We start from the raw sequence: 22,985 nt of genomic DNA on the forward strand, positions 1-22,985 counted from the left end.
GTGACCGCCATGCGGGCAGTATAGCGCAGAGAGCCGCTAGGAAAAGGGCGCCGAGTTCGATGGACGGACAGCGGTCCGCTTCGAGCCGCGCGGGTCGAGCGACTCAGTTCGAGGCAGGCGTCGCACCGTGCAGATCGCGATCGCCATGGCATTCGGCGTTGTTGTCCGACGGCCGATCGCGATCGAGCTCATGCTCGAGGGCGTGCGGCTCTTGGGCCTCGTGCATCAACTCGTCGACCTCGCGGCGGTTGAACAAGTAGATCACGCCACCGACGGCCGCATTGAGCAAGGTCGTGATGCGGTAACCCACGGCGACCAGCAGCCCCTGGCCGGGGGTGACCTTCAAACCAGTGGGCAGATTCGTGTACAGATAGTCGATCACGATCTCGATGGCCCCCAGGCCGGCGGGCAGGGCCGGAATGGCCCCGGCCACCATCGCCAGCGGCACGGCCACGAAGTGATCGAGCCACGTCGGGACGACGCCCGGGGTGCCGGTGGCGATCATGTACACGCTGGTCGTTGCGAACAGGTGCACGATCATGCTCAGCACGACGTTGATCGCCAGGACGAGCGGCTTTTGGCTGTAGATGCGGATCGCCTCGATCAGCTTGACGGCGATGCCGCCAACCTTGGGCAGCCGCGATAGGCGCTCGCTCATCCGCCCGCTGGTGACGCCGGGAATTAGCAGCATGGCGATGCCGACGGCCCCGATGGCCGTGCAGACCAGCGTCGCCACGACGATCACTCGTATCGGACGCGGCATGTTTTCGTGCAGCAGCCCGTCGGAGAAAATCGCGATCGAGGCGACCAGGAACAGCCCGTAGAGACCGATGATCCGGTCGAGTACGACCGTGGCGACGGCCTCGGCGCGGCGCTGCGGGTGCTCGCGAGCGATAAAGATGGCCTTGAACAGGTCGCCGCCGACGCTGCCCGGTGAGACGAGATTGAGCATGTAGCCCAGGAAGCCCAGCCGCAGGGCGTCGCGGAATTTGAACGGCAGCCCCAGGGCCACGACCAGCAAGTGCCAGCGGACCATCGTGATCATCACGGCTGCCAACGAGACGAGCCAGGCCGCGACCAGGATGTACCAGTTGGCCGCCGGCGAGCTGACCAGCTTCCAGAAATTGTCGCGGAATGTGGCGTCCTTCCAGGCGTTCCACACCACGAAACCCAGGATGGCGAGCGAGACGCTCAACCGCACCAGGATGGAGACCCACTTGTTCAAGCCATCGCTCCACGATCGGGTTGGGTTGCCGCCATTTTGCCGGCAGCATGGCCGGGCTGAGAAGGGGGGACGGCCCGCGCGGCTGCCTCCCCGGCGACCGCCGTTCGATGGACTGCATCTCGAACTACGCGCGGCAATAGGCAAATCGGCTGCCAGGCAAATCTTACAACATGCCGACCGGGGTCGCTCTCGTCCGGACGGCTTCTCGTGGCAGCTCGAGGACCTCGCTGCCAATTCGGAGGATTTCGCCGGGCCACGCCGAAGAAACCCCGGCGGTCGCGCCGAAGAATAGTCGAGGTTCGCTGCGCACGGTCGTAGCGGTCTCGCCGCCGCCGGGTAGCCCTGGCTGGCAAAGTCGGTACAATGGCCCACGCGACGGCGAAGGCCGGCAGCTTGCGGTCTTTGCTATCGTGCTGGCCCGCAGCATGGGCCGCACGTCCCGCGAGCGGGACACGCCATGCTGGGTTTCGCACATTGGGGGGATTAGCTCAGTTGGGAGAGCGTCTGGCTGGCAGCCAGAAGGTCAGGGGTTCAAGTCCCCTATCCTCCACTCCCTGGTTTTGCCGAGTCTCGCCGCATAGCGCCGAGACCGGGAAAACCGGGGTTTTTTCATGCGCGAGGCTCCCCGCCTGCGCTTCCCGGCGCTGCTCGGCGCTACCCAACTGCGCCGCTTTCTGCGCCGCTTTTTTGGCCGTCGTATCGAGGCCCACCGCACGCTCAAAATCCGTGTCGGTCACGTCTACATAGTGCCGCATGGCAACGGCTTGCGTGTTGCCCAGCCACTTGGCCACCACAGCTAGCGGGAATTGTCGGGCCAGGTCCGTTTCGCAGCTTGCCCGCATCGAATGCCACAGCCGGGGCCAGGATTCCAAGTGACCTTCCCCCGATCTATAGACCGTTGTGTATGAGAGAATCTGGGGGTAGGTGATCGCTGCGCGGCTGGAGCGGAGAAGTTGGCTGAGACGCAGCCGAAGTCAACTTCAGAGCGGAAGCGGCCCAGCGGGCGGCGTAGCTTGAAAATGAGTTGCCGGCGGGCGAAAATGCCGGCCGTCGAGTTGGACGGTTACTACGTTTCCGCGGCGGGGGCCGTCGCATGTGTCACAACGTATACGAGCTTCTTGTAGGATACGCCAAATCTGGAAGTAGTCTCGATAAAAGCTTGCACTCGATGGGCGCAAATGTCATGCCGAAGTGAAAGTGTTATTGCGCGAGGTTGTTTGGCAGCCTCGAAAGAAATGGTGTGCAATGTATCGGGTATTCAGTTGGCTTCGCCATGGTGTTGGCTCGCATCCGTGGAGTGTTTTCGTTCTGCTTGGCAGCATGCTGCTTAGTGCGTTCGGTTATCTATCAGACGGTTTTTTTGCAATTGCGGCTCTGTTGATTTTCGGTGTAACGGTCAGGGGCGCGTTACGTGCAGAGCATTTTTCTTGGATAGCCGGACTGGCGGCGTGCTTTGGATGGTTTGTCATCGCGACAATACTGATGAGTTTTGAAGCTCCCGCGTGGAGGGTTGCCACTTCGTTAGACAGGCCAAGTAGCTACCAAGATTTTATGGAAAGGTTTCCAAAGTCGTCACATCGAGCAGAGGCAGCTAAACGATTCAAGGTAATGGTTGAGACTCAAGCCAGAAACGAAAGGCTGCTCAATGATCTCTCGGCATTGACGGCCTTCGATCCAGGTCGGACTACGGCTCGCGAATTCCGCGCGCCCTTTGTAATTCAATGCGTATCCCGCGAATACCGCCCAGTCGGCATGCCGTCACGGGAGTCCGCGATTCATAAAGCAATGTCAGTAGTTGTATTCGGCGTAGTCGATGAAGAGGTCGGCAGATACGTGAATGACACATGGGGGAGCGTTGCCCGCGGGTCAGACGTTGCTCCGGCGTATTCTCGCACGATTTCAATTTGCGTAGTAGACAGCGCGAATCCATCTAGGCGATTTGAGACAGTAATTCACGCAACCCCAGATGGCAGGGATGTGAATTCGTACCATTGCACTCTTCCAATTGACGGATCGAACTTCGGGTTTCGCAGCCCAGATCAACTGGTGTTTACTATCCTCGAGTCGCTTACGGTTCCGGCCGGACCTGACTGAAAACGCGCTGGCGCCACTCCCGTCCTGTGCAAAAACCTCGTCGAGCGGCTCTGTAGAAACCCCTGATCTTGGTCGCATCACTCCGCGGTGCGCAAGGTAGTTGCCCCGAATTTCTTGAGAGAATAGCAACTGGCATTTGCGGACTTGATACGAGCGAGGCGTCGCAAGGCAGCTTTTCTACAGAGCACGTCGAGCCGTTTCGGACGGCTGCGATAGGTACAGTATTCGTGAGTCCCAGCGACGACTGGTACCCGTCCCACAATTGCCTCCATTGCTGCCGCCAGCACGCGTTCGCGATCGGCGCAGTCCAACGCTGGGAACTCCGCGGTGCTTCCTAGCGGCGAAATCCAACCGTCAGTCGCGTCTTCTTGGCTATGGCAGCTTACGCAACAAGGTCCACAATCGCTCTTGCTGGTGCGCGGTTTGAGTGCTTCTGTATGCCAGTCCGTGACACTGGCGACAGGCAAATTGTCGCCGCACGAGGGACAGTCGCCCGACGCGGCAACCGCATTGCGGACAGATAAACCACCACCGACAACCGCCTAGATGCGGTTGGGTCGCCACCAAGCTGACCCACAGCTCAATCGGATCACCATTCGCCGAATAGGCAATTGACAGATAACGCCAGCCGTTTGGCTGCACAAAGCAGCGCAGCCCAACCGAGACGCGGCGGCCGGTTGGAGCGGGTGTTTGAACTTCGTCTCAGCCACGCTTCGCGCGCCGGGCCTCAGGCACGCTTGTCGGGCCAGATGCTCAACCCGGAGCGTGAAGCATTGTTCGGTGGTTTTCTTGGCGTCCCATCGCCCCCGCCGCCCGCTGCCGAAACCGCCCATTGCCGCGCCTCGGTTCTTGCAAAAAGCAATTGGATATGACTATGCGTCAGGCAGTCCGGGGATCATGGCCAGGATGCCCGCCCACGCCTCCGCCGGCAGCTCGGGCCAGGCACGCACGACGGCCACGAGGTCCGGGTCGGCCAGCAAGGCCGCGAGGTCCGTAGACTGAACCGTTCCGGCGTCAAGTGCGCCGCATTCTGCGCCGCTTTTGGCCGGGGCCTCGATATTTCCCGAGGAAACCGGGGGAAGTTCAAGTCCCCTATCCTCCACTCCCTGGTTTTGCCGAGTCTCGTCGCTAAGCGCAGAGACTGGGAAGACCAGGGTTTTTTTATGCGCCGGGCTCGACGGCTTCGCTTTGCAGTCGGTGCACTGGACCGAACTTTGGGCGCAAGTATGCGCGTGCATGCCTGCAGTTACTTCTCCGTTTCGCGCGGTCCCGGCGAGTACAGCTCGACACTCGTGAGCTCGCCCAAAAGATCACAACCGCCGACGACGAGCACGTCGCCGCTGGGTAAGAGGACTGCCCGGTGATTCCAGCGGCCGGTTTCCATCGATCCCGCCGTGCTCCAATTGCCGGAAGCTGGATCGTAGAGTTCGGCCGTCGACAGTGCGGTCGTGTAGGGTCGCGCACCGCCCGCGACCAGCACCCGCCCGTCGCCGAGCACGGTCATCGTGAATTGCGTACGGGCCACGGCAAGCGCTCCCGTCGATGTCCAGCGCTCCGTTCGGGGGTCATAGAGTTCAGCGCTGGACAGTGCCTTGTACTTGCCGAAGTGACCGATCGAGCCCCCCACGGCCAGCACCCTTCCATCGGTCAGCAACACCGTCTTGACCAATTCCCGGCCCGTCGCCATCGCGCCGACAGTCCTCCAGGTTCGAGTTGCCGGATTGTAAATCTCGGCACTCGCCAGGGCGCGATCGTCGCTTGGCTCAGTCGATGTTCCGCCGGCAACCAAGACTTCGCCGCTGGCCAGTCGAACCGCCGCGTGCTTGAAGCGGGGCACCGCCATCGAGCCGGTTGCGTTCCAGGCCCCTTGGTCGACGTCGAACAACTCGGCCGAGGCAAAGATCGGCGTCCCGGTTGCTGAATAGTCGATGCCGCCGGCAACGAGGACCTTGCCATCGGACAAGAGCGTCGTGGAATGGCCGCCGCGGCCGGTCAGCAGCTTGCCGGTTTCGGACCATGCGCCGGACTTTGGATCGTAGATCTCCGTACCACGGAGCGTGTCGTGTTCGCCGGCGAGCAAGACGTTGCCGTTTTTCAGAACCACGAGCGACCAAATGCCCTGTCGCTTTTCGACAAGCGATCCGGTGGCTTGCCAGGTTTCGGTCTTGGAATCGTACAGCTCCGCCGAGTCGATCAAGACCCACTTCTTTCGTCGCGTGAGCGCGTGACCTCCGGCGACGAGTACGCGGCCATCGCCCAGCAGTGCCAGCCCCGCCGACTCGTGGCCCACCGCGGTCGATCCCACGGTTCGCCAACTGCCCGCGGCAGGCGCTCCTGCACATGCGTCGTGCGCCATCCCCCCGAACACAAGAGCACAGCAAGCGACGACGGTTGTAATTCTCAAGGCCTGCATGTGGCGCACGCTCATTCAAGCCCCAGTGGGGCGAAGCCTCGGAACACTCTCTGCGCGTCAAGTATTCTAGCGGCTTGCCCTCTTGGCCGATCGCGCGGCCCTGGGAGAGCACCAGGCAACTTGCCGGTAGGCAAGAAGAGCGATGCCCAAACCAGGAGGTTGAGTCCTCTGGCAGGCGAGCGCGACCGTGTCGCGGCGTCGCAGGCTCCGGCAAACTCGCGGGGAGTGCCCCCGCTTCGTCCGTCTGTGAACGCGGGCAGGTGAGCACGTAGAATGGGTGTTTTGCCCCCCTAGGCAAGTTTGGGCGAGCCACAGCCTTGGCAGATCGCGCTGCTCTCGAAACTCCCGCGTCGGCGGCCCATTCGCGTCGCTCGACCCGCCTGGCAATGCGCGCCGCGATGGTTGTCTTGGGGCTGGTCTTGGGCGGTTTGGCGCTGGAGGTCGCATTGCGGCTGGCGGGTGCCAATCCCGTACCACTGTCGAAGCGCTATCTGATCGCCGTCGGGCACCAGCCCCGCTTGGACTATCACTGCTACCCGACGAATCCGCATGGCGACTTCGCGCCAGCCCCCGATGTCTCGCACGGCGCCTGGCGGTTGATTGATTTTGCCAAGCGCGAGTACCCGTTGACGGCGCTTCGCCAGACACCCTGGGTCGTCGAGTACGAGTATTCCCAGCAAGGCACGCGCGATCGAGCGTACGGCGGTCCGCCCGCCGCGGGCGTGTTACGCATTGGCGGTCTCGGCGCGTCTTTTGCTTTCGGCGAGGGGGTGCCGCTCGACAAGAGCCTGTTTCGAAAGATGGAGAGTCGATTGGGGCCGAATTGCGAGGTGGTCAATGCCGCCTGGCCCGGGATGAAGACCGCCGAAATGGTGGCCCTGTTGCCGCAGCTGATCCAGGCGTACGGTTGCCGGCGTGTGCTCGTGGTCTTCACGCCGAACGACATCCTGCTGACCGATTCGCTGCAACAGCGCATGAACGTGATCAACGACCTGGTGAATACCCGGGACCTCGCCCTCCAAGCGCACCTGGCAGGGAAATGGTACGGTCACTCCTGGGTGCTGACTTCGTTGATGCTGTCCCGGGAATTGGGCGCCGTTGCCGGACAAACCAAGCAATGGTATCTCGACTGCTATGATCCACGGCAGAATGCCGACAACCTCGAGCGAATGCGCGAGTCCATCGCGGCTCTGGCCGCACAGCGCGACTGCCCGGTGGCACTGGTGCTGTATCCCTTGCTGATCGACTTGGAGAGCGGGTATCCCTTGACGCCGATTCACGAGCTCGTCGGCCGCATGGCGCGCGAGGCGGGGTTGCCCACCTTGGACCTGCTCGACGTATTTCGAGGGCGCCGGACTTCGGACCTTTGGGTTTACGCCACGGATCATCATCCCAACAGCCAGGCACACGCTCTGGCGGCCGAGGCGACCGTGAGTTGGCTCCGGACCGATGTGCCGGGTTTTCTGGAAATCGAGGACAACGGGCGTTGAAGATGGCTGATCCAGCGACCACCGGCCAGGGCGAACCGCAGGGGACTTTGCCCGGGCGACCGCCTCGAGCATCGCTCCTACGACGCTGGTTGCCGCGCGTCTTGGCCGCCAGTTTCGCGACGCTCGTCAGCCTAGTCGCGCTCGAATTGGCCACGCGCGCGATTTTCGATCGCCACGGAATGCACTACGCGATCGAAATGTGGAAATATGCGCGGCTGCTCAAGCGGCCGAGCCCGGTGGCGGGCATGGGCCACGAACACATTCCCGGCGGCCGGGCCCGGTTGATGGGCGTCGACGTCGAGATCAACTCGCAGGGTCTGCGTGGCCCCGAGCTCTCCGTCGCCAAGCCCCCCGGCGTATACCGCATCCTGGCCTTGGGCGATTCGATTACGTTTGGCTGGGGGGCCGCGTTCGACGCGAGCTATCCGGCCGTGCTGCAAGGCATCTTGAACCGCTCCGCCGCGACGGCGCCGGCCGATCCGGCAGCCACCGTGCGGCGCTACGAAGTCATCAACTCGGGCGTGGGCAACTACAACACCGTGCAGGAGGTCGCCTATTTCCGCGAGCGCGGTCTGGCCTTGCAACCGGACCTGGTGATGTTGGGTTTCTTTCTCAACGACGCGGAGCCGCAGTCGCACCCGGCCCGGCACTTCCTGGCTCGCAATTCCTATTTGTACGTGTTTGCGGCGTCGGGCTACGATTCACTTTCGCGCGGCTGGGGCCTGCACAGCGATTGGCGCGACTACTACGCCGGCTTGTATCGCGACTCCGCGCCCGGCTGGCAGGCGTGTCGGGGGGCGATCGCCGAGTTGATCGACCTGTGCCACGAACACCAGCTGCCGCTGGTCGTGTTGCTGATTCCGGAGCTGCACCAATTGGGCAACGACTATCCCTTTCGCTACGTGCACCAAAAGGTCGCCGCGCTGGCCCAGGGCCCCCAGGTAAGCGTGCTCGACTTGACGAGTGCCTTTGACGGACAGAACCCGCCCACGCTCTGGGTCTCGCCTGGCGACGCGCACCCCAACGCGCAGGGACACCAGATCCTCGCCGAGGCGATTGCCCGAGGATTGACGACGACCGTGCTGAAGCCGCCGCTGGAATCTTCGCAGACCGAGGCCCCATGAAACCAACCCACGACCATCCTTCCGAACCGGGCGCCCACGGACCCCGTCACCGCGGCCTGATGGCCCGACTGGCCGGCGGGCTGTGGGCCTACAAGCTCTGGTGGATGATTCCGTTGGCCGTCGTGATCGTGCTGTATTGCCTGCTGCTGTGGACCATGGACATGAGCGGCACGTCACCGTTCCAGTACATCTTGTACTGACCTTCCGCCGGCGGGTGGAGCACCTTCTAATTGCCGGCCCGCTACCGCAGCTTGCGCCTCGCCGGCAGCAACGCGCCGCACGCCAGGGCGGCCAGCATCAACACCAGCGACGACGGCTCGGGCACCGCGGCGAAGTGCAAATCGCTCCGCGGCACGGCGTACAGATCGCCCAGGCCCGGCAAATAGATCAGGGGTAAACCGGCCCGGTCGACGTTCAGGTTGAATTCAGCGCCCGGCGCGAGCAACCCGGCGCCTTCGTCGAACGTCCCGTCAAATGTGGCGCCGTCGAAGTCGTCTGGGCCTCCCAAGTAAAAGGAGGGAACGTCGAGGACGACCGGGAAGGTGCCGGGCAGCAGCGCCGCGACCGCGCCGGTCGGCGAGTGGACGTTGAATGACCCGCTCAACAGCCCAGCCGTGTAGTAGTTCTGTGTAATGTCATATTGATTGCCGAGCACGTCGACGGCGCGGCTGTTCAAGAACATCGTCGTGTTCGACACGTCGATGCGCAGCGAGCCGAGCACGCCGAGATCGAGCAACGCATTGTTGACGTCGTCGACGTGGGCGATGCCTTCGGCCAAGGCGACTGTTCCATCGCCGGAGCCGTCGACCGAGCCGACGACCTTGGCCGTGCCATGCACGGGGAACGGCCCGGCCGAGGCCAGGAGCACACCGTCGGTCGTGGGGTTTCCCAGGTAGATGTCGAGCGTGATGCTCGAGGCCTGCGGGTGAGCCTCGGTGGTGAATACCTGTGGGGTGATTTCGGTTTGCGTGGTGGTCCCTCCCTGGGCCCAATTCAGGAACAGGCCTTGAAACACGTCGCCGTCGAAAAAGTCGGGCTGCGCGGGCAGGCCCGGTGCCTGAAATTGATGGCCCTGCCAGATGCCGATCGAGCCACCGCTGCCGGGCAAGTCGGTGAACACCACCTTGTCCGTCCGGCCGTCGGCCACGCTGACCAGCGGCACGGCGCCGATGGCCGTGTTCGCGTGAAACTGATCGTAGCCGTTGGAGTTCGCACTCGCCGCTCCGCGAAAATCGCCAAAGGGGCCATGAGTGATGAAATTATCGATCGTCGTGACTTGTTGCGGTACCGGCGGCGTACCAAATACGTACTCGGGCCCCATCAGCCGAGCGAACTGAAACGCTGCCAGGGTGTCGTTCGGGTCGTCCAGAGAGATGCTTTCACCCAGCGAGGTGAGCAACAAGTCGCCGCCTTGGGCGGCGTAGTTCTCGGCCACACCCAGGATCGCGGCGTTGGGAATCACTCGGCTGCGCACCGAGTAAACGACCATATCGAAGTTGGACAGGTAGCTGGCATCGCTCAGATGCGTGTAGCCGCCGGCGCGCTCGTTGAAGATCTGCGTGACGTTATGACCTGCACCTGTCAGCAGACCGACGGCAGGTCCGAAGCCCGTGGCAAAATCGTCGATCAACAGGATATCGCGCGCCATGGTCGGGCAACTCGACACGCAGAGCGACACAAATACCAGCCATGCCAGGCAATGCCTCATCACTTCGCTCTCCCCTTTTACGAATGCGCCGCGGCGACGTTCTGTGGAGAAGCACGAGCCCAACTCGCAGCACAGAGCCATAACGCGCAGCACTGGGCGCGATCGGGCAACTCGTAAACCTGCATAGATGGCGAGCAGAAACCGCTATCCGGTTTGCGATGTATGACAACAAATCGGCGGATCGCCCGATCTGTGCACCGACGAAGAAAACCGGAGGTTCCGCGGAGCTTCACCGGCGGAACGTCACGAGCGGCCCTCTGTATGAGGATCACCGGTCCACGCTGGTCGCGCGACCAACCGGCAATCCATGAAGCCGGGCAGATTCACTCATCTGCGAGACTGCCCTCTTCGCGGATAGTAAGGCACGGCCACGCGCTCCGCAAGTGAATTCCCGCCAGCGGGCGGCTTGCCGAGATGGCCGCAGGTTGTTGCGAACTCGCTTGGAGGGCGCAGGAATTGTCCGGAGTTGAATCTCGGAGGAGGCTTGTCGATGTTCCTGTTATGTTTTCGCCTGGAAGCCGCTCCTGCGAATCCATGCTCCGCGTCACTCTCTGGCCCCGGGTTTCAACTCGTCGTTCGGCGCAACCCGAGGTTCGTGATTGCCGACTGGAATGGTCTTGTTGCACAGGGATGACGGGGCTTCATGCCACCGTCGATCCGACTCACCAAGGTATTGGCACGATGAATCTTCAAAGAACAAGGTGTTTGAACGATTGTGTAATGCGCCTCTGCTACGCAATCGTTGTGTCTTCAGGTGTCTGTTTTCCTTGTCTGTCGCATGCTTGCGAGCCGACTGCTGTCGAGCGGCTAGAAGAACTCATCACACGCGATTATCACCCCGCAATTGATTCGGACGTCTTTGAGCGATACGACGCGTTGTTTGCCAACGCCAGTCAGAGTTCGCTCGCAGCCCTCAAGCGACACCGCAACCCCAGCATCGCAGTGCGCGCGGCATGGGAAGAAGTGCGGCGGGCCATGGACGACGGCGAAAATAATGTTGGAAAGAAGATCGATGCACCGTCGCTGCAGCGGTTTCTGGGATTCGTCGAAGGTCGCTTGCGCGCGCACATCCCCGATTCGTGGCAGGCGGCGTTCTTCTTCAGTCGATATGTTTCGCGCGAAACGTTCTATGTTGACTACTCGTTTGACGGGGCCGACAGCGAGCAGGTGCTTGGCGAACGGTCGGCATGGAGGGTGGCCGGCGTGCAAGTCAATTCAAGGCACCCGATCAGGCAAGACGGTAATTCCAGCGACGTTCTTGTTTCCGTTTTTGGGGTCTGGTATGCGATTCCAACCAGCGCCCTGTTGTCTTCTGTGGACCGGCTTGGCGAGTTGGTCAATCTTGTCGCGGTGCCTATTTCCAAGCACAAGGTAGTGGTTGCTGTCTATTCGTGTCTGTCAAGTACATATCGTTTGTATGGTGTCGATTCAAACAAGCATGAGATCGCATGGAGCCGTGACGTCTGGTGTGCAGATCCCCATGGAGGGGGCTCGGGAATTGTATTTCACGAACTGGCACCAATTCTCGAGGGGAAGTCACTGTATTTGTTTGGGGTGTGCACAGACGCGATTTACGCCGAGGCGTTTTCGGTCGACGACGGTGCCGTGCTGCTTCGTTTTGGTACTGCTTACTGAGAGTCTTCTCTCAGGTCTTCCTCAGGCGGCACATTCCGGTTTTCGTGCCTGATACACGGCATGGGTCTCCAATTGCCCTGGCCGAAAAGTCCGTCGGAGCTATCGCGAGCGTCGCCTGAAGCGGGAGGTTCGGGGCAGACGCATACCGCGAGTCGCAGCCGCAAGCCGAGACGGCCAACAGCATGACGCGGCGGCAACCTACGCGCAGCGGCGTCCGCGCGATCCTGACCAAAACACCTTCCGCGCTTGTCGCCGGGTGCCGTGCGGCGGCCGCGCTTCCTTCCAGCGGGTGGGCTCCTTAGAATGCCCCCTTTCGTTGGTTGGGGTTGGATTGAACCGCCGCTGGTTTCGACGTCTTTTTCGCTCGCCGTCGGTCAGGCCTCGAGGAATTGCCGCCATGGGATCGGTCTACGCACGCCTGTGCATGATGATGTTCATCCAGTACTACGTCTGGGGCTCCTGGGGCGTCGCCATCGGCGGGTACATGGACCAGAAGCTCAAGTTCACCGGCGCACAACAGGGCTCGATCTTCGGCACCACGGCGATCGCCGCGATCTTGTCGCCGTTCCTGGTCGGCTATATCGCCGACCGCCTGTTTGCCACCGAACGGCTCCTGGCCGTGTTGCACCTCGTGGGCGGCGGGCTGCTCTGGTATGCGTCGACGCTCACGAGCTACGAGCAGTTGTTCCCCACGATGATTGCCTATGCGTTGTGCTATATGCCGACCTTGGCGCTGACCAACTCGATCAGCTTCGAGAACATCAAGGACCCGGAAAAGGAGTTTCCGCTGATCCGCGTGTTCGGCACGTTTGGCTGGATCGGGGCCAACTGGGTCGTGGGGGCGATGCACTGGGACCAGTCGCAAAACATCCTCGTCATGGCGTCTTGTAGCTCGGTGGTGCTCGGGCTGTTCAGCTTGTTGCTGCCGCACACGCCGCCCAAATCGAAGGAATCGCACGCCGCGGGACGCGAGGGCCTGCTGCACCTGTTGCGCGAGCCGTCGTTCGTCGTGTTCCTCGTCGCGTCGTTCGTGCTGTGCATTCCGCTGTCGTTCTACTACACGCTGTGCAACGTGTTTCTCAGCCAGTGCGACTATCCCTATCCCGCGGTGCTGCAGACGCTCGGGCAGATCTCCGAAGTGTTCTTCATGGCCGCGATGCCGTTGTTCGTGGCCTGGCTGGGCATCAAGCGCATGCTGGCCGTGGGCATGCTGGCCTGGGTCGTGCGCTACCTGTTCTTCGGCAGCATGTCGTTCCCGCTGGTGATCGTGGGCCTGATACTGCACGGCGTGTGCTACGACTTCTACTTCGTGGCCAGCTACATCTATGTCGACAAGAAGGCCGAGGTCTCGCAACGCGCCCGGGCTCAGAGCTTCTTTGCAATCATCACCCTGGGGCTGGGAATGTTCGTCGGCAGCAATGCCTCGGGCTGGACGAAGGACTACTTCCACCCGCCCCGGGTCACGACGACCGCGGCCGACGGATCGAGCTCGCAACAACCGCTGCCCGATTGGGATCCGACGGGCAAGACCGGCTTTGCGCAGGAGCTGGGCCTGGCGGCCGACGGCCGGCTCACGGCCGCCGCGGTCGAAGCGAAGTACGCCGGCTTGCCGATGAAGACTACGCTCGAAGAGGCCATCCAAGTGGCCGACGAGGACCGCAACGGCGAGGTCACGCGCGAAGAGTGGCGACGGGCCCAGCGTAACGACTGGCCCAGCATCTGGTTCTTGGCGGCGGGCCTGGCCGGGGCGACGCTCGTCTTCTTCTGGTTCGGTTTCCACGACCGTTCGGCCGAGCGGCAGGCGGCCGCCGCGGCATAGCGCCCGCGGAAACCGCGCGGGGGATGACCTAGGCTTCATCCGGGACGCTGCCGGCGAGCGGCCGGCCGTCCGGAGGAAGACAGCTATGTATCCGGTCCTGAGGACGTCGTTCGCCCAACTGGGACCGACTGCCGCGCGCGCGGTACTGGGCGTGACGATTGTGGCGATCGTGGCGAGCGTGGCGATCAGTTTGTCACCGCTCGGGAGCGATCAGACCGATGCGGTCCGCGCTCGCCCCGGCGACGTGGCACTCTACCGGGCGATCGTCGATCGGGTGCAACAAGGTGCGGCGTATTACCCGGCCGTCGCCCGGGAGCTCGCCGAACGCGGCTATCCGACGGCCAGCGTCTTCAATTGGCGGCCGCCGCTGTTGCTGTGGGCCATCGGCAAAGCGCCCGACCCGGTGTGGGGTCAGGTCGTACTGGGGCTGGCCGCACTCGCGCTCATCGGCGTGGGCTTCGCCTGGCTCGACCAGCAGCTCGGTATGGGGACCGCGCTGCTGGGCGGCGTCTTACTGTGCGGCGCGGTGATGCCCTGCATCCTGGGCGACCTGTATCTGATGTCCGAAGTCTGGGCAGGCGTGTTGCTGGCCCTGTCGGTGGCGGCTTATGGAGTCGATCGCCGCCGGTTGGGCTTTGCGGCTGGCCTGGCGGCGCTGTTTACGCGCGAATTGATTCTGCCTTATGCCGGATGGTGCCTGGTGCTGGCCGCGACACAGCGGCGCTGGCGCGAGGCGGCATGTTGGACCGTGAGCCTGGCAGTGTACGGCTTCTACTTGAGCCAGCATTGGGCGATGGTGCAGACGCTCATCGACCCAGGGGCCCGGGCCCACGACCAGGGTTGGGTATGCTTCGGCGGGTGGGCGTTCCTAATCGCGATCGCGCAAATGAACGCCTACCTGCTCGTTTCGCCGCAATGGGCTGCGGCCGTTTACTTGCCGCTGGCCATCTTGGGTCTCGCGGCGTGGCAGTCGCCGGCCGGCTGGCGCTTGGCCACGACGACGATGATGTTTCTTGTGGCGTTCGCGATCGTCGGCCAGCCGTTCAATCAATACTGGGGCTCGATGCTCGCGCCGCTGCTCTGCTTCGGCGCGGCGGCGTCGGTCAAGGCCCTCTTCGAGCTGAGGCAAGCGGCCGCGGGTGGCGCGCCGGATCGGGAGCCGACAGCTCGTCTCGGATAGGCTGCCGAACCGGTCAACGAACGCCGGCGACGGCGCTGGCGTCGGCATCGGCCCGCAAGCGTTCTGCCTCGGCCACCAGATGGTTGGCATCTTCGAGCAGTTCGGCGTACAGATCGTCGCCGCAGTTGACCTGCTGCCGGAGGCCAGACACTTCTCGGGCCGCATCGCCGTTCACTTTCCGGCCGACGAGGAACAACGGCCGCGCGCGCACCTGGTCGTAGATTCGCACGACGTATTCGCCCAGCACGCTGATTCCCAGGGCGTTGAGTGCCCCGAAGAAGCTCGCGCTGAGGATGTGCGACGTCCAGCCGGGGATCGCCAGATCGGTAAACAACTTGCAAAACAGCGAGAACCCGGCCAGTCCCAGAAAGATCGTGCCGGCCGCCGCGCCGATCACGGTGAACAGCGCCAGCGGTGCGGTCGAAAAGGAAAAGATGGCCGTCTTTGCCAGTCGGAACAGCCCCCACAGCGAGACTCGCGGCGTGTCGTCGTAGCGCGAGTTGCGCTCGACGACGATCCCCACCTGGCGATAGCCGACCCAACTGCGCAGGCCCGCGAAGTAGCGATCGCGTTCGGGCAGGGCGACGATCTGTTGCGCCACGCGGCGATCCATCAACCCGAAGTTACCCGCATCGAGCGGCAACCGGGTATTGGCGATCGCAGAGAGCAGCCGGTAAAAGCCGGTAAACAAGAATCGCTTGACGCGACCTTCCTTGCGACCCACGCGCACGGCGTAGACCACGTCGTAGCCCTGGCGCCATTGATCGACAAACCGGCCGATCGCACTGGGGGCATCCTGCAGATCGCTGTCCATCACGACGAGGCAATCGCCGCGAGCGTGCGCGAGACCCGCTTGGACCGCGGCCTGGTGGCCGAAATTGCGCGACAAGTGCAGTACGACGATTCGTCGGTCGGCGGCTGCGAGCCGGTCGAGTAGCTCGGTGCTGCCGTCGGTCGAGCCGTCGTTGATGAACACGATTTCGTAGTCCAGCCCGGTCGCTTGCGCGGCGGCGCTGACCTGAGCGACGAGCGACTCCAGGACGCGGCGCTCGTTGAACACCGGCAAGACGATGCTGACGGTGCCCCCGCGCGAGGCGATCGTTGGGGTGGTCGGGTAGGTCGTGGTCATGGCATGGGCTCAGTAGGCAGGGTTTTCGAAACTATACGTTTCGCCTTGCAATCGACGGGGACCAGGCAGGCACGCCCGAGGAACAACGCCAGCGTCGCCAGAAGCGTTACGGCCGAAACAATCGCACCCTGCCGCAAGCTGCGCGGGCGAAACGTGAACTCGACCTGGTGGATGCCCGGCGGCACGACGCAGGCGAGAAAGTCGCCATACGCCCGAACGACGGGGCAGGGCTGTCCGTCGATCGCTGCCTGCCATCCGGCATCGAAGCTGTCGGCGACGACCAGCAGTTGTCTGCCCGGCGCATCAGTGAGCAGGCGCACGCGGCCCGGCTGCTCGTCGGCCATTGCCACGCAGCCCGGCGCGGCCGCGTCCAGCTCAACGGGCCGATCGACCAGGGCCGTCTCCGCCGGGTCGATGGCTTCGAGGTCGCGGGCCGGATCGCGCGTAACGAGCACCCGGGAAACCAGCCGGCAGCGCGGCAGAGGATTGGCGAGATGCACACCGCCCGCGCCCGTGGTTGGGTCTGGCGTGAGGTCCGTCACCCGCGTCGCGGCCAGCGCACTCGCCCAGCCGACCCCCGCGACGCGCAAAGTCTTGCTGCGCGTGTAGTCGAGGCGCCGGGCCGGTTGCAGGCCAGCGTAGCCGTCGACGCGCTGATATCCGTCGAGCGCCGCTTGGTTGCCGCGATGCTGTGCCGGGCGATTGAAGGGTGCCAGGTCGAGTACGACGCGCTCGGAAGCAAGCGACGGCGGCAAGTCGCGTTCGGCATACGCGGCCGGCAGCGGCCCGTGATGCGGCCACACCGAGTAGCTCAACCCATAGACGCCCAGGTCGACGAAGCCGAAGGCGATCAACCCGGGCAGGGCCCAGGGTGCCAGGCACGCGGCGCGCTCGATCAGCAGGGCCGCAATGGCAAGCAGTAGCGGACCGACGAGCATCAGCGGCCAGGCGGCCTGCTGCTCACGCGGAAAGACCAGCGCGATGGCCGTCGCGGCGACGATCGCCGCAAGGGGCAGCAGGGCCAAAGCGCGTCGGCCGCGTTCGATTTGTGCCGTGTGGAGTTGCGGTTGCTTCGCGAGCGCAGCCAGCGCGACCGCGGCCAACACCGCGATGGACAGGTGCACGAGGGCCAGGTACCGGCACGGAAAGCGAAACTTGCCCACGACCGGCAGCCACGTTTGCCAACGATAAAGACCAGCGTATTCGCCGCAGGCAAACAGCAGCGCGACCACGGCCATCAGGCCCGCCGCCCAGGCCAGTCGGCGACGAGCGGCCGACATCCGGGGCCGCGCCGCCACGAGCCAGACGATCAAGGTCAACGGAACGCTGCCCAGGTACAGGCCCAACTCGTGCGTGTTGCCGCCTACCACGCGGTTGGCCAGCGCGTACGGCGCGACGAGCTGCACCAGGTTCGCCGGCTGCAACGAACCCCACCCGGCAAAGTCGCGCGCGACGGTCTCGCGGGTCGAGTGTTGCAGCATTTCGAGCGTCGGCAACAGTTGAATGGCCGCCAGGCCCAGGCCCAGCAGCTTTGCTCCGGCAATCCAGAGCAACGGCCGCCAGCCGACGCGCAACGCGCGGCTGCGCCACGCGAGGTAGGCACCCTCGGCCACCAGCGACATCCAGACATACTGCGGATAGCCCAGCAGCAGTTGCGAACCTGTGAGCAAGGCGATCGCCAGCTCGCAACGCGCCGCGGTACGGCGTTGGTGCGTCCGCAGGCGGATCTCATCGGCCCAGAGCAGCCAGGGCGTATGCGCCAGCACAGCCAGGGCGTTGATATGCATCAGGTGCAACAGGCTGAACCCGCTGGCGGCGGCGAGCACACCACCGAACCATGCGGCCGAGCGCGGCAACGCCTGCCGCCGCAGCAGCGCAAAAGTGCCGACGCAGATCAGGGGATAGCTGGCCAACACCTCCCAGCAAAACGCCGCCCGCAACGGCAACCAGCGGTAAACGAACAAGTGCAACGGGTGATAGAAACCGCCCTGCCCTTCGCCGTGGGCGTAGTAGCCGTTGAATACGTCGGGTAGCCACGCGAAATCTACGCCGCGTGCCAGGCACGTCGCGTAGAACGCCCGCAGGGGCAGATGAAACGCCGCCAGATCGTCGGCCGTGTACACCTGGCCCAAATAGAAGGGCAGCGACAGGACCGCAAACAGCGCCAGCGCGCAGAGCACCGTCCAAGCGGCGAGCTGCCGCTCGGCGCAGCGCCGATTCGGTCCAAAGGTCATTGGCCCAGATGCCATGCGTCGCAGTTGTAGGGGTCGCAGGGGTGATAACGAGCGGTGGGGGGCTGCGCCGTGCTGGCAGCTCGGCGCGCAGCACGAGCGCCGCAAGAAACCCTAGCTTGTGGTGCAAATCGCACGGAATTGGCGGCTAGGTTTGCTGTGACCGAGGTGTCCCCGAATCCCCCAACGCTCTCCACACGTCCGGCCATGTCTCTCGTCGCCGAAATCGAGCCGTTGCCGGTTGCAATCGATGCGATCGAGCCAGATCGGCAAGACGCCGGGTGCCGCGTGCCGCTGCGCTGGCAGGGGGTGGCGCTATTCGTGGTCGCCGCGCTGCTCCGCATCGTGGCGATCGATCGCCTACCGGGCCTCAATGGCGACGAGGCCTGGTCGGGGGTGCAGGCCCTGCACTGGCTCGGCGGGCAAGAGGTTGCCTGGCACACACCGACCGGCAACCCGCTGAATCCGTTTGCGATCCTGCCCTTGGTCGCATCGCATGCGCTGTTTGCGCCGAGCGTCGCCCATTTGCGCTGGGTTGCCGTCGCCAGCGGGCTGCTGGCAATCGCCGTGAATTATCGATTATGCCGGCGAGCGTACGATCGTGAAACGGCTTGGACTACCAGCGCCGTGTTGGCGGTGCTGCCGGTGAACCTGGTCTACAGCCGGTTTGCGTGGGACGCGAGCCAATCGTTGCTGTTCACATTGCCGGTGTTGTACGCGCCACTGATCGCTGCCCGCGGTCGCTCTGCGTGGCGCTGGTGGGCCCTCGGCGGCGTCGCGCTGGCGGCTGCTGTGCTGGTCCATCCCACGAACGTGTTTGCGGCGCCGCTGCTCGTGGTTCCGCTGATCGTCCTGGCCTGGCAGCACCGGACCGAACTGTCACGGCGACTGGGTGGTGCTCCACAGTTCGCTGCCGGCGCGTTGGGTTTGCTGTTGTTCGTCGCCTTCGCCTGGCTGGGTCGCCGGTGGTGGGTACTGGCCGGCTCGCGGCTGATTTCGCCGCACGAATTGGCCGCTTTTCTGCGGTTGTACCTCGACTTGTTCACCGGCTTGACCGTCTTTCGTTTCGTGCCGGGCACCTTGCTCGACGCGTACGCGCCGGGGGCCATCGGGCTCACGGTCGGGGGCCTGCTCTTGGCGCTGGCCGCTGCCTGGGGCTGGCTGCAGCGCCGGCCGTGCGAGCATCGCGACGCGCAGGTGCTCGCGGCCTGGGCCGTGACGCTGGTCGGCTTCTACCTGGTTGCAGGCGCGGGCGCCTTGCAACCCCATTACGAGCGCTACGGTCAAGGCCTGATCGGCGTCGGCGTGCTGGTGCTCGCGCGCGGATGGCAGGCCGCGATCCACCAGGCGACGCGCGTCCCGGCGCGATTGGCCGGCATGGTGCTGGCGTGGACGGCGCTGCTCGTGTTCGTCGCCTGCTATCTCGTACCGCTCGATCGCGGCTGGGGGCATCCTCATCGCGCGTTTCGCACGGGCGCGGTCGAGCCGAAACAAGCCGCGCTGGAATTGGCGTGCCGCGCCGCGCGCCGAAACGAGTCCGTGCGCCCGTTGCCGATCGTTGCGCACGACTGGTGGTCGTTTTGGCCACTGGCCTATCTGGGAGCCGATCGCAACGAACTGCAGATTGTCGCTGACGGGGCGTTCGCCCCCGCGGAGATGCGCGCGACAAGTCTCGCGGTGGCGCAGAACGCGGGCCAATTCGCCTGGATCGACACCGCGGTGCCACGGGTTCCCGGCGATCGCGAAGTCTTGATCTTCGACAAGGCCGGTCACCCGATCGCCGCAGTGATCTTTCCACCCGCGCAGTAGATTTTTTTCGGCGTCTCGACGGCGGGCCGCTGATCCCGATTGCGTCACGCGCGTCGCATTATGCGCTTGGCGCGCGTTGTCCGTTGTCGTAACGCGACGCGCGCCGACATAAAGCGACGAACCCGTGCCAGGCGCACCACGCGCGACGTGGAATGTCGGCAACGGGGAAAATCTTGCGGGAAAATCTCAAGTCGCGGGCCCGTGCGTGATTTGACAAGGGACGAAGCTGACCTAGGTTTGCAATGACGCGACAGACACCACGTGTGTCCGTTGCGGCTCGGGGGCCGCGCGGCCTCGGAGTACGAAAGGGCCTGTTGCCTCTTCATCCTCGAAAAAGGCAAACCGGTCGCAAGGCCGGGACGCAAAGCACAGGGCCACTCGCGGCGCAAGCCCGAGCGGCAGCCTGGCTGCCGAAAGGATGGCGTGTGCCTTCCCAGCGGCGAGCGGACGAGGGGGTTTGTACGGGACACGGGAGTTTTCGTCGTCGCCCTGACAGGCCGTTAGCGGACCGTTCGGTGCGCTAAGCGGCGGCGAAGACTGCAATCCTGTCGGTAGCTTCACATCACCCGGTCGTCACGTCACGGCGACCATGAGGCTATCCACACTAACGGGAGGAAAACCTATGAAGTCGCTCGCTACGAAGTTGCACCGTTTCCTCGTCTCGGAAGATGGCCCGACCGCGGTCGAATACGCCGTGATGCTGGCCCTGATCGTGATCGTGTGCTTGACGGCGATCAGCTCGATTGGCACCAACGCCAATACGACCTTCACGAACGTCGCCAACTCGATTGCCTAAGTCCAGAACGGGTCGCGTCGCCAGCCTTTGGCCACGGCGCGGTCCACAAGACATGTTTGGATTGCTGCACCCCTCGGGGTCCTCACGGACCCCGAGGGGCTGCTTTGCTAAAGGGACCGGCGAGTTTTTCCGCCGATCGACTGCCTACCCCGGAGACGTAGCGATGTATCCATTGCTGCATCACGCACCGGCCGACTCTCTATTGGCGATCGCCATGGGGGTCTGTGCCTGCTTCACCGCAATCATGAGCTACTGTTTCGCAGTGCGGACCTGATCTGCCGCGGCGCCCTCGGGGGGGCGTGCCGCAAGCGGCGTCGTGCCCCCGACAGTGCGCATCGAGAAGGGACTGAATGATGGCTGGGATTATCGAAAACTGGCACGTGTGGCTGGTGTCCGTCGTGTTGATCTACGCGGCCGTGATCGACGGCTGGAAGCTGAAGGTGCCGAACTACATCACCTTCCCGATGATCATCAGCGGCTGGATCTACAGCCTGGCCTTCTATGGCTTCGCCGGGCTGGGCTGGAGCCTGGCCGGTACCGCCGTGGGCCTGGCGCTGTTGCTGCCCGCCTATGCGATCGGCGGCATGGGCGCGGGCGACGTGAAACTGCTCGCCGGCGTCGGCGCCTGGGTCTGGGGCACTATCACCTTCTATGCCTTCTGCGTGTCGGCCGTGTTCGGCGCCGTGATCGCCGTCGGCATGGTGCTCTATCGCCGGGCCTGGCCGAAGCACCGAGCCCAGTTTGAGGTGATCCTCAACGAGATCCTCACGATCCGCGACCCGAATCAGCTAGCAGTGATCGCGGCCGAGCGCAAGAGCTCGATGTTGTTGCTGCCCTACGGGATTCCGATCGCCATTGGCACCATCGTGTACTTCGCCTGGACGGGGATGCTGCTATGAACTTGCTGGCAAATTCGCTCACCGCACGCGGGCACAAAGCCGCCGTCGGAGAAAACTTTGGCCAGGTCGGGCCGTTCCGCGTGGAGAAAGTCTGGCGGTCCTGCCGAAGGAACCGAAAGGGAGCTGCACTGGTCGAGTTCGCCATCGTGGCGCCGATCTTGTTTCTCCTCGTGTTCGGCATGATCGAGTACGGGCGCATGGTGATGGTGCAGCAAGTGCTGACCAACGCCTCGCGCGAAGGCGCCCGGCTCGGTGTCCTGGACGGGACCACGACGGCTGACGTCGAAGACGCGGTCGATACGTACCTGCTCAGTGCCAACATCAGCGGTGCAACTGTATCGGTCACGCCGAGCCCGCCGAGTAGTGCTGGCTATGGCGCGCCGGTGAACGTGTCGGTGTCCGTACCATTTAATCAAGTCAGCTGGTTGCCTACGCCGTTGTACCTGGGGGGGAAGACTCTCAGCGCCACTACCACTATGCGCCGAGAGACCGCCCAATAAGTACGGCGGCGGCCGCCGGGACCCGCGTCGGGTCCCCGTGCGGTGCGCGGTAGCCAGGAGGCGTGCATGCGTCCGAAGTCGCTGGTGCTCTTGCTGCTGGCCCTGGGCTGCGGCCTCGTGGCCTCGATCGGCATCAACCAGGTGCTAGCGAACCGCCGCGCGCAGCCCGACTCGCCGCGCGGCGAGACCGATGCGATTTTCGTCGCGATTGCCGACGTCGATACCTGGGAACCCTTGTCGGTTCAGAACGTCAAGCTCGAGGACTGGCCGCGCGAACGCATCCCGGCCGGGGCGATTAAGACCCTCGACAATCTCGACGGCCGCCGCGTGCGGACCAAGATCTATCAGGGCGAACCGATCCTCGAAGCCAAGCTCTTGAGCCCCGGCGCCAGCAAGACCGGCGCGACGGGCCTGATTCCCAAGGGCTTCCGTGCGGTCTCCGTGCGGGTCGACTCGGTCAGCGGCGGCAGCGGTTTGATCCTGCCCAACGACCGCGTCGACGTGTTGGTACACATCAAGTCCGACCCGGCCCGCGGCATCGGCCAGACCGTGACACGCACGATCCTGCAGGACGTGCAGGTGTTCGCCATCAACGAGGTCTTCCGCAACGAAGAAAAAGAAGCCGAAGAATCGGCCATTGCCGCCAAAACGATCACGCTGCTGGTCACGCCCCAAGACGCCGAGTTGATCACGCTCGCCACCGAGCTGGGTAAGATCCGCCTGGTGATGCGCAGCCCCGAGGACGACGAAGCGTCGGCCACCGAGGGCGCGCTGGCCAACGACCTGCTGAACAACGAAGCCCATAAAGGCGATCGCGACGACGAGAGCCTGATGCAGGACAACGAACCGGCATCGAAGGACGAACTGGCAGGTTTCCTGCATGGCCAGCGCCAGCCGACCGCGGCCGACACCGCCGCGGCGCAGCCGACGCCG

General features: G+C 64.0%; 17 protein-coding genes, 1 tRNA gene and 1 riboswitch. Of the genes, 13 read left to right on the plus strand and 5 right to left on the minus strand.

Features of this window, described 5'->3' with window-relative positions; all coding sequences use genetic code 11:
- Positions 1-103 precede the first annotated feature (103 nt).
- Positions 104-1,225 carry a flippase-like domain-containing protein gene (locus K1X74_07090; protein MBX7166099.1) on the minus strand — a complete coding sequence of 374 codons (1,122 nt, stop codon included), beginning with the start codon at positions 1,223-1,225 and terminating at the stop codon, positions 104-106.
- Between the two features lie 477 nt (positions 1,226-1,702).
- Here K1X74_07090 and K1X74_07095 point away from each other — a divergent pair.
- A tRNA-Ala gene (locus tag K1X74_07095) sits at positions 1,703-1,775 on the plus strand.
- A 61-nt stretch (positions 1,776-1,836) separates the two neighbouring features.
- Complete coding sequence (locus K1X74_07100; GenBank protein ID MBX7166100.1) at positions 1,837-2,025, plus strand: hypothetical protein; 189 nt, start codon at positions 1,837-1,839, stop codon at positions 2,023-2,025.
- Positions 2,026-4,565: 2,540 nt separating this feature from the next.
- On the opposite strand, the gene K1X74_07105 is transcribed toward K1X74_07100, so the two are convergent.
- Positions 4,566-5,624, minus strand: a complete 1,059-nt coding sequence (locus K1X74_07105) for a hypothetical protein (protein ID MBX7166101.1) — start codon at positions 5,622-5,624, stop codon at positions 4,566-4,568.
- A gap of 506 nt (positions 5,625-6,130) precedes the next feature.
- On the opposite strand from K1X74_07105, the gene K1X74_07110 reads away from it, so the two are divergent.
- The 3 genes from K1X74_07110 to K1X74_07120 are packed head-to-tail and all read left to right on the plus strand — an operon-like array spanning position 6,131 to position 8,546.
- On the plus strand, positions 6,131-7,222 hold the full coding sequence (locus tag K1X74_07110; protein ID MBX7166102.1) for a hypothetical protein: 1,092 nt from the start codon (positions 6,131-6,133) through the stop codon (positions 7,220-7,222).
- 2 nt (positions 7,223-7,224) lie between these two features.
- A complete protein-coding gene (locus K1X74_07115; GenBank protein ID MBX7166103.1) occupies positions 7,225-8,346 on the plus strand; it encodes an SGNH/GDSL hydrolase family protein in 1,122 nt (373 codons plus the stop codon).
- Positions 8,343-8,546 carry a hypothetical protein gene (locus K1X74_07120; GenBank protein ID MBX7166104.1) on the plus strand — a complete coding sequence of 68 codons (204 nt, stop codon included), beginning with the start codon at positions 8,343-8,345 and terminating at the stop codon, positions 8,544-8,546. Before K1X74_07115 ends, K1X74_07120 begins: the two co-directional genes overlap by 4 nt.
- Positions 8,547-8,587: 41 nt before the next feature.
- Here K1X74_07120 and K1X74_07125 read toward each other — a convergent pair whose 3' ends face one another.
- Positions 8,588-10,054: a PEP-CTERM sorting domain-containing protein gene (locus K1X74_07125; GenBank protein MBX7166105.1), complete on the minus strand. Its 1,467-nt coding sequence runs from the start codon at positions 10,052-10,054 to the stop codon at positions 8,588-8,590.
- A gap of 720 nt (positions 10,055-10,774) precedes the next feature.
- Here K1X74_07125 and K1X74_07130 point away from each other — a divergent pair.
- The 3 genes from K1X74_07130 to K1X74_07140 all read left to right on the plus strand — a co-directional run bounded on the left by K1X74_07130 (position 10,775) and on the right by K1X74_07140 (position 14,688).
- Positions 10,775-11,689 carry a hypothetical protein gene (locus K1X74_07130; protein MBX7166106.1) on the plus strand — a complete coding sequence of 305 codons (915 nt, stop codon included), beginning with the start codon at positions 10,775-10,777 and terminating at the stop codon, positions 11,687-11,689.
- Positions 11,690-12,086: 397 nt separating this feature from the next.
- Entirely contained in the window at positions 12,087-13,508 is a 1,422-nt protein-coding gene (locus K1X74_07135) for an MFS transporter (GenBank protein ID MBX7166107.1), read from the plus strand.
- 85 nt (positions 13,509-13,593) lie between these two features.
- Entirely contained in the window at positions 13,594-14,688 is a 1,095-nt protein-coding gene (locus tag K1X74_07140; protein MBX7166108.1) for a hypothetical protein, read from the plus strand.
- A 13-nt stretch (positions 14,689-14,701) separates the two neighbouring features.
- On the opposite strand, the gene K1X74_07145 is transcribed toward K1X74_07140, so the two are convergent.
- Together K1X74_07145 and K1X74_07150 are read right to left on the minus strand one after the other, a co-directional pair.
- Positions 14,702-15,817 carry a glycosyltransferase family 2 protein gene (locus K1X74_07145; GenBank protein MBX7166109.1) on the minus strand — a complete coding sequence of 372 codons (1,116 nt, stop codon included), beginning with the start codon at positions 15,815-15,817 and terminating at the stop codon, positions 14,702-14,704.
- Positions 15,814-18,051, minus strand: a complete 2,238-nt coding sequence (locus K1X74_07150; GenBank protein MBX7166110.1) for a YfhO family protein — start codon at positions 18,049-18,051, stop codon at positions 15,814-15,816. Before K1X74_07150 ends, K1X74_07145 begins: the two co-directional genes overlap by 4 nt.
- Before the next feature lie 204 nt (positions 18,052-18,255).
- Between K1X74_07150 and K1X74_07155 the strand changes: the two genes are divergently transcribed.
- The 5 genes from K1X74_07155 to cpaB all read left to right on the plus strand — a co-directional run.
- Positions 18,256-19,857, plus strand: a complete 1,602-nt coding sequence (locus K1X74_07155) for a glycosyltransferase family 39 protein (protein MBX7166111.1) — start codon at positions 18,256-18,258, stop codon at positions 19,855-19,857.
- A 326-nt stretch (positions 19,858-20,183) separates the two neighbouring features.
- Positions 20,184-20,272, plus strand: a riboswitch (cyclic di-GMP riboswitch).
- Positions 20,273-20,479: 207 nt separating this feature from the next.
- Positions 20,480-20,653: a Flp family type IVb pilin gene (locus tag K1X74_07160; protein MBX7166112.1), complete on the plus strand. Its 174-nt coding sequence runs from the start codon at positions 20,480-20,482 to the stop codon at positions 20,651-20,653.
- A 350-nt stretch (positions 20,654-21,003) separates the two neighbouring features.
- Positions 21,004-21,552, plus strand: a complete 549-nt coding sequence (locus K1X74_07165) for a prepilin peptidase (GenBank protein ID MBX7166113.1) — start codon at positions 21,004-21,006, stop codon at positions 21,550-21,552.
- The gene (locus K1X74_07170) at positions 21,549-22,052 is read left to right on the plus strand and encodes a pilus assembly protein (protein ID MBX7166114.1); all 504 of its coding nucleotides are present in this window, start codon (positions 21,549-21,551) and stop codon (positions 22,050-22,052) included. The genes K1X74_07165 and K1X74_07170 overlap by 4 nt, the downstream gene beginning before the upstream one ends.
- Positions 22,053-22,118: 66 nt before the next feature.
- A partial coding sequence (cpaB, locus tag K1X74_07175; GenBank protein MBX7166115.1) for a Flp pilus assembly protein CpaB occupies positions 22,119-22,985 on the plus strand: 867 nt, incomplete at its 3' end.

The sequence above is a fragment of the Pirellulales bacterium genome (assembly GCA_019694435.1).
Lineage (GTDB): Bacteria > Planctomycetota > Planctomycetia > Pirellulales > JAEUIK01 > JAIBBZ01.